At 66.1% G+C, this 15,389-nt stretch carries 8 protein-coding genes and 1 tRNA gene; 4 read left to right on the forward strand and 5 right to left on the reverse strand.

Translation table 11 applies throughout. The features are described from left to right. Window positions 1–33: 33 nt before the first annotated feature. From HMPREF1478_RS06730 to argS, 4 genes are all read right to left on the reverse strand, one after another. Entirely contained in the window at window positions 34–4,374 is a 4,341-nt protein-coding gene (locus HMPREF1478_RS06730; protein ID WP_016461325.1) for a S8 family serine peptidase, read from the reverse strand. Window positions 4,375–4,657: 283 nt separating this feature from the next. Next, on the reverse strand, window positions 4,658–6,676 hold the full coding sequence (locus tag HMPREF1478_RS06735; protein ID WP_016461326.1) for a S8 family serine peptidase: 2,019 nt from the start codon (window positions 6,674–6,676) through the stop codon (window positions 4,658–4,660). Between the two features lie 430 nt (window positions 6,677–7,106). After that, entirely contained in the window at window positions 7,107–8,507 is a 1,401-nt protein-coding gene (lysA, locus tag HMPREF1478_RS06740; RefSeq protein ID WP_016461327.1) for a diaminopimelate decarboxylase, read from the reverse strand. Between the two features lie 4 nt (window positions 8,508–8,511). Next, window positions 8,512–10,191, reverse strand: a complete 1,680-nt coding sequence (gene argS, locus HMPREF1478_RS06745) for an arginine--tRNA ligase (RefSeq protein ID WP_016461328.1) — start codon at window positions 10,189–10,191, stop codon at window positions 8,512–8,514. Between the two features lie 169 nt (window positions 10,192–10,360). Between argS and HMPREF1478_RS06750 the strand changes: the two genes are divergently transcribed. Further along, window positions 10,361–11,620 (forward strand): Nramp family divalent metal transporter, encoded by a 1,260-nt coding sequence (locus tag HMPREF1478_RS06750; RefSeq protein ID WP_016461329.1) that lies wholly within the window; start codon window positions 10,361–10,363, stop codon window positions 11,618–11,620. Window positions 11,621–12,641: 1,021 nt separating this feature from the next. Here the strand turns inward: HMPREF1478_RS06750 and HMPREF1478_RS06755 are convergent. After that, a complete protein-coding gene (locus tag HMPREF1478_RS06755) occupies window positions 12,642–13,097 on the reverse strand; it encodes a ribose-5-phosphate isomerase (protein ID WP_016461331.1) in 456 nt (151 codons plus the stop codon). Window positions 13,098–13,197: 100 nt separating this feature from the next. Between HMPREF1478_RS06755 and HMPREF1478_RS06760 the strand changes: the two genes are divergently transcribed. From HMPREF1478_RS06760 to HMPREF1478_RS06770, 3 genes are all read left to right on the forward strand, one after another. Beyond that, window positions 13,198–13,273, forward strand: a tRNA-Arg gene (locus HMPREF1478_RS06760). A 197-nt stretch (window positions 13,274–13,470) separates the two neighbouring features. Then, on the forward strand, window positions 13,471–14,889 hold the full coding sequence (locus HMPREF1478_RS06765) for a sodium:proton antiporter (RefSeq protein WP_016461332.1): 1,419 nt from the start codon (window positions 13,471–13,473) through the stop codon (window positions 14,887–14,889). Window positions 14,890–15,066: 177 nt separating this feature from the next. After that, the gene (locus HMPREF1478_RS06770; RefSeq protein ID WP_034475323.1) at window positions 15,067–15,372 is read left to right on the forward strand and encodes a hypothetical protein; all 306 of its coding nucleotides are present in this window, start codon (window positions 15,067–15,069) and stop codon (window positions 15,370–15,372) included. The last annotated feature ends 17 nt before the right edge of the window (window positions 15,373–15,389 follow it).

Consider the following 15,389-nt stretch of genomic DNA (forward strand, 5'->3'; position numbering starts at 1 on the left):
TCAACCGGGGAAGGAACCCCGGCCTCGTAACGCCTACTCCTGGAGGCGACCCGACTGATCGAACACGTAGCGCGTGCCGTCAATCCAGCGTGCCCCGGTCACCATCGCCCCGGAGGAGGACAGGTAGTACCAGGAGCCGCCGTCCTTCACCCAGCCGACGCTCATCGCGCCGGAGGGGGCGAAGAAATACCAGGAGGAGCCGACGCGCGCCCAGCCCGTGGCCATCGCGCCGGAGTCAGCCAGGTAGTACCAGGTGGAACCCTCGCGCATCCAGCCGGTGCGCATGGCACCCGAGGACGCCAGGTAGTACCAGGTGTCGCGCACCTTGGTCCACCCGCTGGCCATCTCTCCGCTGATGGGATCCAGGTAGTACCAGGTCCCATGTACCTTCACCCAGCCCGCGGCCTGGCCGCCGGAGGGACCGTAGTAGAACCAGTGGTCGCCCTCGCTGACCCAGCCGGTCACCATGTAGCCGCGCGCGTCGAAGCGGTAGATCGCCCCGTCAATGCGCAGCTGCGTCGAGGTCGGGTACGTGCCGTCCTCGTAGCGCCACCACCAGCCAAACGCACCGGAGACCCAGCGGCCCGAGCGGGCCTCGTCGGGGCCGACCTGGTCGGGGCTGACCGTGAAGGGAACCTGGAGGGTCGCATCGTCGTCGGCGCGCGCGTCGTTGTTGCGGCCCATGGCCTCGACCGTCACCGTCGCGGCACCCGCGAAGCGTCCCGTCCCATTCGGGTGGGACACGTCCACGCCGTCGGCCTGCAGCATCACCGAGTTACCCTCGAAGGCGCCGTTGCCCACACCGGTCGCAACCTCACGCTCACCGACGAGGAGTCGCGCCGAGGTCACCGGACCGGTCACCGTCACGCGGATGGACACGCGCCCGGAGACACTCTCCCCCGCCAGCGGCTGCCACGTGGTGCCGTCGGTCGAGTACTCGACGCTGCCGATGACGGGCTTCGCCTGGTCCTTGAGGACGGCGTCCAGCGCGTTGGGCAGGCCCGCACCCCGGTACTCGTGGCCCTCCATGGGCTTCAAGCGGTTCCAGTTCGCCGGATCGCTCGCCTGCTTCTTCGCCAGGGCGATGATCTGCTCGGCGTTCATCTCCGGGTGGACCTGGCGCAGCGTCGCGATGACGGCGGCCGCCAGGGGCGACGCCTGCGACGTGCCGTACAGGTTGCCGTAGGCCTTGCCGTACCAGCTCGTCAGCGGAGCATAGATCTTCGCGCCGGGGGCAGCGAAGTCGATGCTGTTCGCACCCCAGTTCGACCAGGACGTCGGCTCGAGCACGCCGGTGGCGGGGTCAGCGCCCTCGGGCAGCTGCAGGGCGGACACCGCGAGCGTGCCGCGCAGCATCGACGGCATGTAGACGCCGCCCTTCACGTCGCGCTCATACGCGCCCCAGGTGTCGCCCGGCGACGAATCGTCGGTGGCAGGCGGGTTATCCAGGTCCGTCGTCCAGTTGCCGGCGGCCACCACGTTGATGACGTCCTTCGAGGTCGCGTAGTCGACCGCGCGCTGCACGGCCTCCAGGCCAGCGGCCTGCTCGGGGTCGTTCGGCATCCAGTACTTCCACGGGTTGACGTAGTACGAGCCGTTGGTCACGGAAATGCCGTGGTCGGCGGCCCACACGAAGCCGCACGCGATGTACTCGGGGTAGAAGAAACCACCGTTGCGCGAGGCCACGTTGATCGCGGCGATGCGCAGGGTCGGGTTCACGCCATCCACGCCCACGCCGTCGTGCTTCGCGGCGATCGAGCCGGCCACGTGCGTGCCGTGGGTCGCGTCGTCCCAGCGCCACGCGTCGGGGTCGCGGTTGGGCACGCCGTTGACGTTGCAGGCCACGGACTTGTCGTAGTCGACCTGTCCAGCCAGGTCCGGCACGGTGTCATCCACGGACTGGTCCATGATGCCCACCGTCACGGGGGCGCGCATGACGTCCACGTCCTGCGCCTCAAGGGCGTGCAGGGCCTGGAGGTGCCATCCGTTGCCCGTCTGCGGGTCCGGGGTCAGGGTCGCGTCCTGATCGCTCTGAGCCCCCTGAGCTCCCTCGGAGCGGGGTGCGGCCGCAAGCGCCGCGTCCGCCGCGACTCGGGTCTCGTAGGGAACGGGGACCACGGCCTCGTTGCCGCCGACGGGTGCCTGGCGGGTCGGGCCGATCGAGTCGTAGCTGATGCCTTCCTTCACGAGCGCGGCGCCCAGGTCGGGCGAGAAGGTGGGCGAGGCAGCCTGCACGAAGAACGTGCCGAAGGCCGGGTACTGGGACAGGACCAGGCCGCCCAGGAACGAGGCCTGGGCCGCGGCGCGCTGGAAGGTGGCGTTATCGGTGCCCTTGGGCAGGTTGACCGCGTAGTTGGCGGGCAGCTGCTCGGCGGCGCGCGCGGGGGCGGTGATGCCGGCCTTGGCGGGGCCAGCGGGCGCGGGCGTTATGTCGGGCGCGGGCGTCGGCTGCGCCGCGGCGTTCGGGTCGCGCGAGACGGTGAAGACGGCCTCGCGGCCCGTGTCGTCGTCGGCCTGGCGGTCGAAGTTGATGCCGGTGGCGCTCACCTGGACGCGCGCGGTCACGGAGTCGGTGCCCTCGGGCAGGAGTGAGGAGAGGTCAACGTTTTCAGCGGACACGCCGACGGCTGAGTCACCGTACTTGCCTGAACCGTCGCGGTCGACGCTGGTCAGGGAGGCGACATCCATGTGCAGGTGGCTGATCGGTGCGTTGGCCTCGGCGTAGAAGGTGACGGGGCCGGCGGGCAGGGTCGCTCCATCCAGGTCCTTCCATTCACCCTTGCCGACCCGGTACTGGAGGGTCGTGACGGTGGGCTGGGGCTGATCGCGACGCATGGTGGTCAGCGCGTTGATGAAGCCGTAGCCGCGGTACTCCTTGCCGTCCTCGGGCTCCTGCAAGCGCGTGTATTCCATGGCGGCCTGCTTGCGCATGAGGTCGGTGATCTGCTTACCCTGGAAGCCCGGGTGGATCGACTTAATGAGCGCGGCGATGCCCGTCAGGTGGGGTGCGGCCATCGAGGTGCCGCTGGTCTTGGCGTAGCCGGATGCGAAGATCGCCGTGGGCACGGTCGAGTAAATGTCCTCGCCCGGCGCGGTGAAGTCGACGCTCTTTCCGTAGTTGGAGAAGTCGGCGCGCTTGAGGTTCGACCATTCGGGCTTGGTCTCGACGTCGGTGCGCGTGGCGGCGCTGACCTGGCTGACGCCCTCGACCATGGCGGGGACCTTCACGCCGTCCTTGACCGGGCGGTCCTTGATCGGGGTGTCGAGGTCGGTCGGCGATCCACTGTCGGTCGTGACGTTGTCGTTGTCCATGCCGTCGTTGCCCGCCGAGGCGATGACAGCCAGACCCTTACCCTGCACGTAGGCAATCGCGCGGGTCGCTGCCTCGAGGCCGGCGGCCTGCTCGGGGTCGCTCGGGCTCCAGTAGACCCACGGATCCATCGAGTAGGAGTTGTTCACGATGTCGACACCGTGGCTGGCGGCCCACATGAAGCCGCAGGTCACGTACTCGGGGTACATGAGCTGCTCGCTGTTCGCGGCCTTGATGGACACGAGGGTCGAGGTCGGGGCGATGCCGTCGATGCCGATGCCGTTGTGGTTGGCGGCAATAATGCCCGCGACGTGCGTGCCGTGAAAGTAGTCGTCACGCCAGGAACCGTAGGCCTGGGAGGCGATGCCGTTGTGCGCGCAAGAAACAGACCGGGAGGTGTCGACGCGTCCCACGAGGTCGGGGTGCGTGTCGTCGATACCCGTGTCGATGACGCCGACGGTGACGGGCGCGTGCGCGATCGGAACGGCGGCAGCGTCGGCAGCGCTCATCGCCTGAGCACCCCAGTTGACGACCTCCTCGGGCTTATCGGCCTCGGTCGCGCTCTGGCCGCGCAGGGAAGCCGGACCACCCGACTGAGCGCCGGACTGGGCCCCCGACTGGGCACCGGACTGCGCGGTATCCGCGTCCCCGGACTGCGGTCCGGGCTGCGGGTCGGGAGCGGCCTGACGTTCCCCTTCGGGCACGGCGGCCACGCGCGTCGGGCCCACCGAATGCACAGAAATGCCGGCCTTCGCCAGGGCTTGGGCCAGGTCCGGGGCGAACGAGGCCGACTCGCTTTGGGCGAAGAACGTTCCGATCTGCGGGTACGAGGCCAGGGCGACGCCCCCCGCGGAAGCGACCAGCGAGGTCGCGCGCGCGAGATCTTCGGCGCTGGCCTGCGGGCTCAGGTTAATCGCGTAGTTCATCAGGCCGGCGCTCGCGCGGGCAGGCGCGATGAGGCCGGTGTGGTCGTCGGCCCGGGTGGGTGGGGCGGTCGCTGTGGCCACGCCCATGGAGAGGGCGAGGGCAGCGACGAGCCCGATGCGTGCAACATTGCGGCGCATGGTTCCTCGACTTTCGGTTGTGGGTCTGGCGAGTACGGCAATGTACTCATCAGAACTATCATGCTTTAGTTTGTCACTCGCCACAATTTAGCACCGCTTAACTCCGCCAACACCTCGATAAATGACGAGAATTTCCGGTAATCATTCCCCCGCTTACCCTCGCACGGAAGGCGTGACAATAGCACCCCGGCCTCGGGACAAGGCTGCTCCAGAGCCATGATAAGACGGTGGGGCCGGGCACCCGCAGATGCCCGGCCCCACCGCGACGATTCACCGCCGCCAGTTAGCGCATGCGCCCGTCCGGCCCGAAGGTGTAGGCCACGCCGTTCACCTGCTGGCTACCGGTGACCATCGCACCCGTCGCGGGATCCAAGTAGTACCAGGAGCCGCCCTCATGCAGCCAGCCGATCGCCATCGCGCCGGAGGGCGCGAGGTAATACCAGGCGCCATCGACGTAGGCCCAGCCGGTCGCCATCGCACCCGACGCTCCCAGGTAGTACCACGTGCCACTGACGAACACCCACCCCGTCGCCATCACGCCCGAGGCGGGATCCAGGTAGTACCAGGTGCCGTTCACGTTGGCCCAGCCTGCCACCTGCGCGCCCGAAGCACCGTGGTAGAACCACTGGCCCCCGTCAAAGGCCCATCCGGTCACCATGTAGCCGCGCGCGTCGAAACGGTAGGTCGCCCCGTCGATCTGAGCGCTCATCGACGCCGGGTAGCTGCCATCCTCGTAGCGGTACCACCAGCCGACCGCGTCCTTCACCCACGCGCCAGCCTTGGCCTCGTCAATCTGATCCACTCCGGACGTCACCGCATCGAGCGCATCGAGGAAGCCGTAACCGCGGTACTCCCTGCCATCGATGGGCGCGTTGAGGCGCCCGTAATTGGCCGTCGCCTGCTTCTTCATGAGGTCGATGACCTGCGCGCCGGTGAGCTCAGGATGCACCGACTTGATGAGGGCCGCGATGCCCGACACGTGCGGCGTCGCCATAGACGTGCCGTCGGCGACGGCGTAACCGCTCGGGTAGAACAGCAGGGGAACCGTGGAGTAAATCTGGTCGCCCGGAGCAGCAAAATCGATCGTGTCGCCGTAGTTAGAGAACTCGGCGCGACCGAGGGACAGTCCGGGCTTCACGTTGTACGCCTGACCGACCGCGCTCACCTGCGCGACGCCGTCAAGCATGGAGGGAACGCGGATACCGCCGTTCACGGCCCTGTTCTTCGTCGGCGTGGGCACGTCGGTCGGGGATCCGTTATCGATCGTCGGATTGTCAATGTCGACGCCCTCGTTACCGGCCGCCGCGATCACGGCCAAACCTTTATCCTGCGCATACTTGATGGATCGCGTCGCCGCCTCGAGGCCCGCCGCCTGCTCGGGGTCGGTCGGGCTCCAATAGACCCACGGATCCATCGAGTACGAGTTGTTCACGACATCGACCCCATGGCTCGCAGCCCACATGAACGCGCACGTCACATACTCGGGGTAGATGAGACGATTATCGTTCGTCGCCTCAATGGCGACAATGCTCGCCTCCGGAGCAATACCATCAATGCCGATATCGTTGTGATTGGCCGCAATAATGCCCGCGACGTGCGTGCCGTGATAGAACTCGTCACGCCACCCATAAAAATCCTGAGTCGCAACGCCGTTCACCGAACACTTCACGGAACGCGACGTATCAACGCGCCCCTCCAGGTCCGGATGAGTGTCCTCAACGCCGGAATCAACGACGGCGACGGTCACCGGCGCACGCTTGACATTCACGGCCTCAGCCTCGCGCGCATGCATGGCGACCGCACCCCAGTTGAAAACCTCCTCGTTTGTACCAGCGGGGGCGGCGCTCGCGCTCTCCTCACGCATGGAGGTCAGCCCGCCTGCCGCGCCGGACTGCGGGCCCTTGTCCTTCTTGTCTGTGGGTAGCTCGACGCGCTCGTAGTACAGGACGGGAGCCACGCGGGTGGGTCCAATCGAGTGAATCGCGATGCCGGCCTGCCGCAGGGCGGCGGCCAGGTCGGGCGCGAACGAGGGCGTGGCACTCTGCGCGAAGAAAGTCCCGATCTCTGGGTACGAGGCCAGGGCAGCACCGCCCGCCCCGGGGACGAGAGCGAGGGCTCGCTGGAGATCCTCGGGATCGGTGCCCGCGAGGTTGATCGCGTAGTTCATCTCGTCATTGTCAGAGCGGGGCGCAGAGACGAGGCCGGGCTCCTCGGCTCGCGCGGAGGGAGCGTTCACCGCGGCCACGCCCATGGACAGGGCGAGTGCCGCGACGAGACCGATGCGTGCAGCAGTGCGGCGCATAATTCCTCGGCTTTCGTTTGTCACTGTCGGGATATCGACTGCATTCGCAGCTGCGCCCATCATCCTAGAGTTTGCCAGTAACAACAAAACCTAGGCTTACCTAAGCTCGACTCCTCACTGTGCGACCCTCCCCCAATTTCGCATGCAATTCCCCTGGCCCCAATTTTCGAAACCCCCGAAAAACCGCAGAATATCAACGATTCGATTTCAAATCTTGAAATACTCATGTGGGAATTGCATGCGAAATTTGGGGGAATGCAGGCCAGAGGGGCACGAAACGGGGAGCACACGAGCGGGAGCACACGGTACACCGGGGGCACATGGCACACCAGGAGCACATGGCACACCGGGAGCACGAAACGGGGAGCACAAAACGGGGAGCACCCGCAGGCACTCCCCGTCTCGCACTCTGTTTACTCCAGGCCGGCGGTTACTCCAAACCGGCGTCGAGGGCCAGCAGGTGATCGACCGTCTGCGGGCGGATGAACCAGCGGGCGACCCCATCCTCGACGGCGAGAACGCCGGGCTTCGTCAGCATGTTGTAGTTCGAGGCCATCGAGTAGCCGTACGCGCCCACTGCCGGGACGGCCAGCAGGTCACCGCCCGCGATGTCAGCCGGCAGGTCGATGTCGCGGATGATGATGTCACCACTCTCGCAGTGCTTGCCGACGATGCGGCAGCGCACCAGGGACGAGGCATCGGCTGGGTCTCGGTTCGCGAGCGTCGCCGTGTAGACCGCGTCGTAGAGAACCGGGCGAATGTTATCCGACATGCCGCCGTCGATCGCCACGTAGCGGCGCACTCCCCCGTCTTCCAACGAGACGTCCTTGACGACGCCGACGCGGTAGAGCATGACCATCGAGGGGCCCGCGATGGAGCGGCCCGGTTCGACGGACACGTGTGGGATCGGCAGGCCGTGGTGGGCGCAGCGCTCGCGCACGACCTCCGCCAGGGCGCGAGCGACCTCGACCGGTGAGGTTGGGACCGGGTCCTGGCCCGTGTAGGCGATGCCGACGCCGCCACCCAGGTCAATCGCGGGAACGTCCAGGCCGAGCTCGGCCTTCACACGCGCCGCGAAGTCGACGACGATGCGCGCGGCCTCGGCGAAGGCCTCGGTCCCGAAGATCTGGGAGCCGATGTGGCTGTGCAGCCCGCGGAAGTCCAGGTGAGGCGCGTCCTTGATTGCGACCACGGCCTCGTACGCCTGGCCGGTGGCCAGGGACAGGCCGAACTTCTGGTCCTCATGGGCGGTCGCGATGTACTCGTTGCCGCCCGCGTGGATGCCGGACTTCAGGCGCACCATGACGGGCGCGACGACGCCGAGGTCAGCGGCGATACGCTCGATCTGGCGAACCTCGTCCATGGAGTCGATGAAGATGCGGTGGATGCCAGCCTCGAGGGCGAGGCGAATCTCCGCGTCAGACTTATTGTTGCCGTGCAGGCCGATGCGGTCGGGGTCCACGCCCGCGCGCAGGGCCAGGCTCAGCTCGCCGAGCGAGGCGGTGTCGATACCCAGGCCCTCGGCCGCGACGAGGCGCGCGACGTCGGCGCTCAGGAAGGCCTTGCCAGCATAGAAGGCGTCGCCGCCGTTCATGCCGTAGCCGTCCCAGAACTCCTCGGCCATCGCCGAGGCCCACACGCGGGCGCGGCCGCGCATGGCCTCGACGTCGAGCACGAAGGTGGGCGTGCCGAAGTCGGCGGCGACGCTGGTCAGGTCGACGCCTCCCACGCGCAGCACGCCGTCCTCCCGAGAAGCGCTCCACGGCCACAGGTCGGGGCGCTCATCGGGGGTCGGGCAGGTGAGGGTAGCGACGCTTGCCGTCTCGCTCACCAGCTCACATCCTCTCGGGGGCGCTCACGCCGAGGAGGCCGAGGCCGGTGCGCAGCACCTGGGTGACCGCGTCGTTGAGCCAGAGGCGGGCGACGTGGCCGGGCTCGACCGGGTCGTCGCCGCGAGGCGTCACGCGGCACTGGCCGTACCAGGCGTGGTAGGTCGCAGCCAGGGACTCGAGGTAGCGGGCGATGCGGTGCGGCTCGCGCAGCTCGGTCGCCTGCGCGACCTGCGCGGGGAACTGGGCGAGGGCGGCCAGCAGGGCCTCGTCGGCCTCGGAGTCAAGGGCGGCCGGGTCGAAACCGGCGTCGCGGGTGACCCCATGCTCGGCGGCGTTGCGAGCGACGTTGCAGGTGCGCACGTGCGCGTACTGCACGTAGTAGACCGGGTTGTCGTTGGAGTGCTGCGAGAGCAGGTTCAGGTCGATGTCGACCTGGGTGTCCATCGACACGCGCACGAGGGCGTAACGCGCGGCATCCACGCCCACGGCGTCGACCAGGTCGTCGAGGGTCACGATCGTGCCGGCGCGCTTGGACATGCGCACGGGCTCGCCGTCCTTCACCAGGTTGACGAGCTGGCCGATGAGGATCTGCAGGTTCTCGCCCGGCTTATCGCCGAAGGCGGCGCACATCGCCATCATGCGGCCGATGTAGCCGTGGTGGTCGGCACCCAGCAGGTAGATGGCGGCGTCCGCGCCACGCTCACGCTTGTTGAGGTAGTAGGCGACGTCGCCCGCGAAGTACGCGGCCTGGCCATCCGACTTGATGAGGACGCGATCCTTATCGTCGCCGTAGGTGGTCGTGCGCAGCCACACCGCGCCACCCTCGTCGAAGATCTCGCCGCGCTCACGCAGGCGCTCGATCGCCGCGGCAACCGCACCCGAGGTGTGCAGGGACTCCTCGTGGAAGAACACGTCGAAGTCGGCGCGGAAGGAGTGCAGGCGCTCCTTGATCTCCGCAAACATCAGCTCAACGCCGCGAGCACGGAAGACCTCAATGGCCTCTTCCTCGGGCAGGGTGATCGGGTCGGGCTCGCCGGCCGCACGCGCGTCGGCGCGGACCTGCTCGGCGATGTCGGCGATGTACTGGCCGCCGTAGCCCTCCTCGGGGACCTCGCGGCCCATCGCACGAGCGTAGAGGGAATGCGAGAAGCGGTCGATCTGCGAGCCGTGGTCGTTGAAGTAGTACTCGCGGGTCACGGCGGCGCCGGAGGCAGCCATGAGGCGGGCCAGGGAGTCGCCGACAGCGGCCCAGCGGGCGCCACCCAGGTGCACGGGGCCGGTCGGGTTCGCGGACACGTACTCGAGGTTGATCGAGCGGCCCGAGAGGGTCTCGTTGCGGCCGTATGCGGCGCCGGCCTCGACGATCGTGCGCGCCAGCTCGCCGGCCGCACCCGCGCCCAGGCGGATGTTAATGAAGCCGGGACCCGCAACCTCGACGGAGTCAATGCCGTCGGCAGCCGCGAGATCATCGGCGAGGATCTGCGCGAACTCGCGCGGAGCCATGCCAGCCTTCTTACCGAGCTGCATCGCGACGTTGGTCGCCCAATCGCCGTGCTCGCGCACGCGCGGGCGCTCCACGGTCACGGGGTCGGGGACCAGCGAAGGGTCGATCGAAATGCGACCGGCGGCGGCAGCGTCCAGCAGGGTCGCGCGGATGAGAGTAGCAAGTTCTTCTGGAGTCACCCCTTTAGACTACGGGGTCTGTGCACCTATCCGCGAACTCTCCCCGGCCTCGTGGATGAAAACCTGGCCACATACGCGTCCCATGCGCCACTCTCCCACCCCACGCGGGTGCCAATCCGAGTAATGTTTCGGGTAGCCGAAGTATTTCCGTCAGCAGTGAGGATTTCCAGTGACCAGCACGGACACCGAGCACCACCACAAGCTCATCCCCCTCCTCGGCCCCGCCTTCGTCGCGGCCGTCGCCTACGTCGATCCAGGAAACGTCGCCGCCAACATCACGGCGGGCGCGCGCTACGGGTACCTGCTCGTATGGGTTCTCGTGGCCTCGAACATCTTCGCGATGGTCATCCAGTACCTCTCCGCCAAGCTCGGCCTCGTCACCGGCAAGTCCCTGCCCACCCTGCTCGGCGACCGCATGTCTAAGCCCGCGCGCATCGCCTTCTGGATCCAGGCGGAAATCGTCGCCGCAGCAACCGACCTCGCTGAGGTCATCGGCGGTGCACTCGCCCTCCACCTCCTCTTCGGGATCTCACTCCTATGGGGCGGCATCATCATCGGCATCGTCTCCATGGGCCTCCTCCTCGTCCAGGGCGGCGGACGACAGCGCCAATTCGAGACGATCATCGTCGGGCTGCTGATCATCATCACGCTCGGCTTCCTCGCCGGCCTCTTCGTCGCTCCTCCCAGCCCCTCCGGCATGCTCGGCGGGCTCCTCCCCCGCTTCCAGGGAACCGACTCGGTCCTCGTGGCCGCCTCCATGCTGGGCGCGACCGTCATGCCGCACGCGGTCTACCTGCACTCCTCACTCGTCAACGACCACGACGCCGACGAGCTCGGCCCCTCCACCGGCGACGCCCGCCACTCCTCGGGACACCTCTCGCGACTCCTGCGCGCGACCCGCATCGACATCTACTGGGCGCTGAGCATCGCGGGTCTGGTCAACATCGGCCTGCTCCTCCTGGCCGCCGCAGCCCTAGCCGGACAGAGCGGCACCGACACCATCGAGGGCGCGCACGCCGCGATCTCCTCCACGCTCGGCCCCATCGTCGGCACTGTCTTCGCGGTCGGCCTGCTCGCTTCGGGCCTCGCCTCCACGTCGGTCGGCGCCTACGCGGGCTCCGAAATCATGAACGGCCTACTCCACATTCGCGTCCCCATCCTCGTGCGCCGTCTCGTCTCCCTGATCCCCGCGCTCATCATCCTGGGTGCGGGCGCCGAACCCACGTGGGCGCTCGTCGTCTCGCAGGTCGCCCTGTCTTTCGGCATCCCCTTCGCGATCATCCCACTCATGCGCCTGACCGCAAACCGTGAAGTCATGGGCGACTACGTTAACAATCGCCCCCTGCGCGTCACAGGTTTCCTCATCGCGGCCGTCATCGTCGCACTCAACCTGTTCCTCGTGTACCTCACCTTCACCGGCCAGGGGTAAGGGGCTGCCGCCGCTGGGGCTATGGGCCCACTGTGCGGGGTGGCCCGCGGTGAGGGCCGGGTGCGGACCGGATGCAGGCAGGGTGTGGGACGGGTGTAGGCCGGGCGCATGGGCATGCCCCGCGACAAAACTCGCCCTGCAAACCCCCAATCAGGCACACACCGCGAAAAAACTCGCCCAGCACGGCAAAATTCGGCCGTTTTGGCCTTTTTTCGGAGCGCTGGGCGAAAAATATCGCGCTTTCTACGCAGGCACTCGAAGCAGGGCGAATTTTCTCGCGCAGACCACCACACACTAGCCACACAGCGCACACCCACGGTACAAAACTCTCCGGGCACACAGCGTGTAAGGCCGCAACCGGTACAAAACTCTCCCAGCACAGCAAAAAACACCCAAATCAGCCCATTCGAGGCGAGCAGGGAGAAAATTATCCCGGTCGAGACGGAAACAAGCGACGCAGGGAGAATTTTATCCCGCAGACCACCACACACTAGCCACGCTGGGCACACTCACTGGGACAAAACTCTCCCCGCACGCCCCCACACAGGCGCCCACCGGTACAAAACTCTCCCAGCACAGCAAAAAACACCCAAATCAGCCCATTCGAGGCGAGCAGGGAGAAAATTATCCCGGTCGAGACCCGCTCGAGACACAAACAACCGACGCAGGGCGAATTTTATCCCGCAGACCACCACTCACCAGCCACGCTGGGCACACTCACCGGTACAAAACTCTCCGGGCACACAGCGTGTAAGGCCTCAACCGGTACAAAACTCTCCCGGCACTGCCCAATGGGCAGACCTCCCCCAAAATCGCATGCAATTCCCTCAGCCCCCGAACCCACAACGACTCAAAACGTTGGAATTTCAATGATTGAATTCCAAAGTTGGAAATACTCTTCGGGGAATTGCATGCGAAACTGCCGAGCATCCAGAAAGACGGCACACAAAGCGGGGCCGGTGGTCATCCACCGGCCCCGCCTCGTATGTATCAGTTGTATCAGCGCGAACGCGAGCGACTATCAAGCGCGCACGGAACGCTCGTAGTCCTTCATCAGGTCGATGCGACGCTGGTGACGCTCGTCGCCGCTGAAGGGCGTCTCGAGGAACGCATCAATAAGAGCGATAGCCTCTTCTTCGGTGTGCTGGCGGGCGCCAACGGCGACGACATTAGCGTCGTTGTGCTCACGGGCCAGACGCGCGGTCGCATCCGACCACACGAGGGCGGCGCGCACACCTTCAACGCAATTGGCGGCCATCTGCTCACCATTGCCGGAGCCACCGATGACGATGCCGAGGCTGCCCGGCTCTCCGACGACGGCCTTGGCTGCCTCAATGCAGAACGGCGGGTAGTCGTCGAGCGCATCGTAGGCGTGAGCGCCATGGTCAACGACATCGTGACCGGCCTCGCGCAGGTGGGCGACAACCTTTTCCTTGAGTTCGAAACCGGCGTGATCGGTGCCGATATGAACGCGCATGGGATCCTCCTGGAGAGTTCTCAAACAAGCAACGCCCACTAGTATGGCACACATCACCGTTCCGCGTGGATGTATGAAACCCTGCTAAACTGACCGAGCTGCCCCGATAGCTCAGCGGATAGAGCGCTTGCCTCCGGTGCAAGAGGTCGCAGGTTCGAGTCCTGTTCGGGGCGCCACGCATACCCACGCATACCCACTCACGCCCACGCATACCCGTCGGCCACCAATGCCCGCGTCCGCCCAACGAAAACTTACGCGCGGACGCGCCCCGGCCTCGTCGATGAGGCCACTCCCACCTGCCGGTACACTCCACACCCCACTCCCCTACCCCATAAAATGGTGAGCGTATCTATCGTCAACCAAGGACTGGCCGATGACCTACCCCTGGTGGAGCCTGCTCCCCTTCGTTGCGATGCTCGCGTGCATCGCACTCTTGCCTATCATCCCGAAGACCTCGCACTGGTGGGAAAAGGAATCCTCCCAGCTGTCCGTCGCCCTCCTCCTGGGCGTGCCGACGACGGTCTGGATGTTCATGAAGGCGGGCACCGGCCCGCTCATCGCCACGGGCGTGGAGTACGTGCAGTTCATCGCGCTGCTCTTCGCGCTGTTCGTGGTCTCCGGCGGCATTCACCTGGCCGGCGACATCAAGGCGACCCCGCGTAACAACACGATCTTCCTGGCGATCGGCGGCCTCCTGGCCTCGTTCATCGGGACGACGGGCGCGGCCATGCTGCTGATCCGCCCGCTCCTGGAGACCAACAAGGAACGCAAGCACCGCGTGCACACGGTCCTGTTCACGATCTTCATTGTGGCGAACTGCGGCGGCATACTGACTCCGCTTGGCGACCCGCCGTTGTTCCTCGGCTACCTGCACGGCGTGCCCTTCGCGTGGACGTTTGCGCTGTGGAAGGAGTGGCTGTTTACTCTGGCGCTGCTGCTCCTCACCTACTACTCGATCGACCGCGTGCGCTACGCGTCCGAGGACACCACCTCCATCGAGGCCGACGACCGCGAGATCAAGCCCCTGCGCCTACACGGCACAATCAATCTGCTGTTCTTCGCGATCATCATCCTGTCCGTCGCTTTCGCTCCGTCCTGGGACGGCGAGGCGCTGGCCGAGGGACACGTGCACTCGTGGACCGGCTTCGTGCCGTGGCGCGAGATCATCATGTTCGCGGTCGCGGGCCTGTCCTACAAGCTCTCGGACAAGAAGGTGCGCTTCGAGGAGAACGCGTTCACGTGGGGCCCGATCATGGAGGTCGCAACCCTGTTCATCGGCATCTTCTCGACGATGGCGCCCGCCCTGCGCTACCTGGAGCAGATCGCCCCATCCCTGCCGCTGACCCGCATGACGTACTTCGTGTTCACGGGCGGCCTGTCCTCCGTCCTCGATAACGCTCCGACGTATATGACGTTCTTCGAGATGGCGAAGGCGTCCGGCGGCGAGGGCACCCTGGTCGCGGGCGTGCCCGAGTACTACCTGATCCCGATTTCGCTGGGCGCCGTGTTCTGCGGCGCGATTACGTACATCGGCAACGGTCCGAACTTCATGGTCAAGTCGGTCGCCGAGTCCGACGGCGTGCCCATGCCGTCGTTTGGCCGCTACATCGGCTACGCGTTCACGCTCCTGGTGCCCGTCCTGGCCGCTATGGCGATGATCTTCGTGGGCGAGTCGTGGCTGGTTCGAGGCCTGGGCATCGCTCTGGCGCTCGGCTTGGCGTTCCTCTCGCTCGTGCGCATCCGCCGCGCGGGCCTGGACGAGGCCGTGGCCGACTTCAGCGGCAACGAGTGAGCCAGCGGTCTTGACAGATGCGTCGAGGGGGCGGAGCCAAGCGGCTCCGCCCCCTCGTTTTTTGCTGAGATTTTAAGGTTCTAGAGGAACCTAATCTTTTCAATGATGACTTGACGCTCACTTTGACGGAGGGCTATCCTGATCTGTTACTGCTGACCAAGTCGTAAGGGGAGACAGTTGTCCGGTGGAATCGTGTGGGATGCGGACGAAGTGTCTCGTGCCGTCAACATCCTGGAGTACTCGAGCGAGAGTGTCGCCTCTGAAACTCTCGAAGCACCCAGCGGCGCTGGGAGTAATGAAGCGGATCTGGCAGCGAAGATCGAGAGGATCAATAAGGTCATCCAGATGGCTTCCTTCTGTTCTCTGGCTGTCGCTCACGGTCTGACTGCCGCATCTGAAGCTTTTGCTGCAACCGACAATGACGAAGCAACAAACTTCTTTGCGTTGCGAGAGTATCAGTATCAGTCGAACAGAGGCGCATGATGACTACCGGTGACGAC

This window comes from Actinomyces sp. HPA0247, assembly GCA_000411415.1.
GTDB lineage: Bacteria > Actinomycetota > Actinomycetes > Actinomycetales > Actinomycetaceae > Pauljensenia.

Excerpts from the sequence above, each read along its gene's own strand:
- HMPREF1478_RS06735 (WP_016461326.1), bottom strand. The coding sequence starts at position 6,676 with ATGCGCCGCACTGCTGCACGCATCGGTCTCGTCGCGGCACTCGCCCTG.
- HMPREF1478_RS06730 (WP_016461325.1), bottom strand. The coding sequence starts at position 4,374 with ATGCGCCGCAATGTTGCACGCATCGGGCTCGTCGCTGCCCTCGCCCTC.
- HMPREF1478_RS06765 (WP_016461332.1), top strand. The coding sequence starts at position 13,471 with ATGACCTACCCCTGGTGGAGCCTGCTCCCCTTCGTTGCGATGCTCGCG.
- HMPREF1478_RS06755 (WP_016461331.1), bottom strand. The coding sequence starts at position 13,097 with ATGCGCGTTCATATCGGCACCGATCACGCCGGTTTCGAACTCAAGGAA.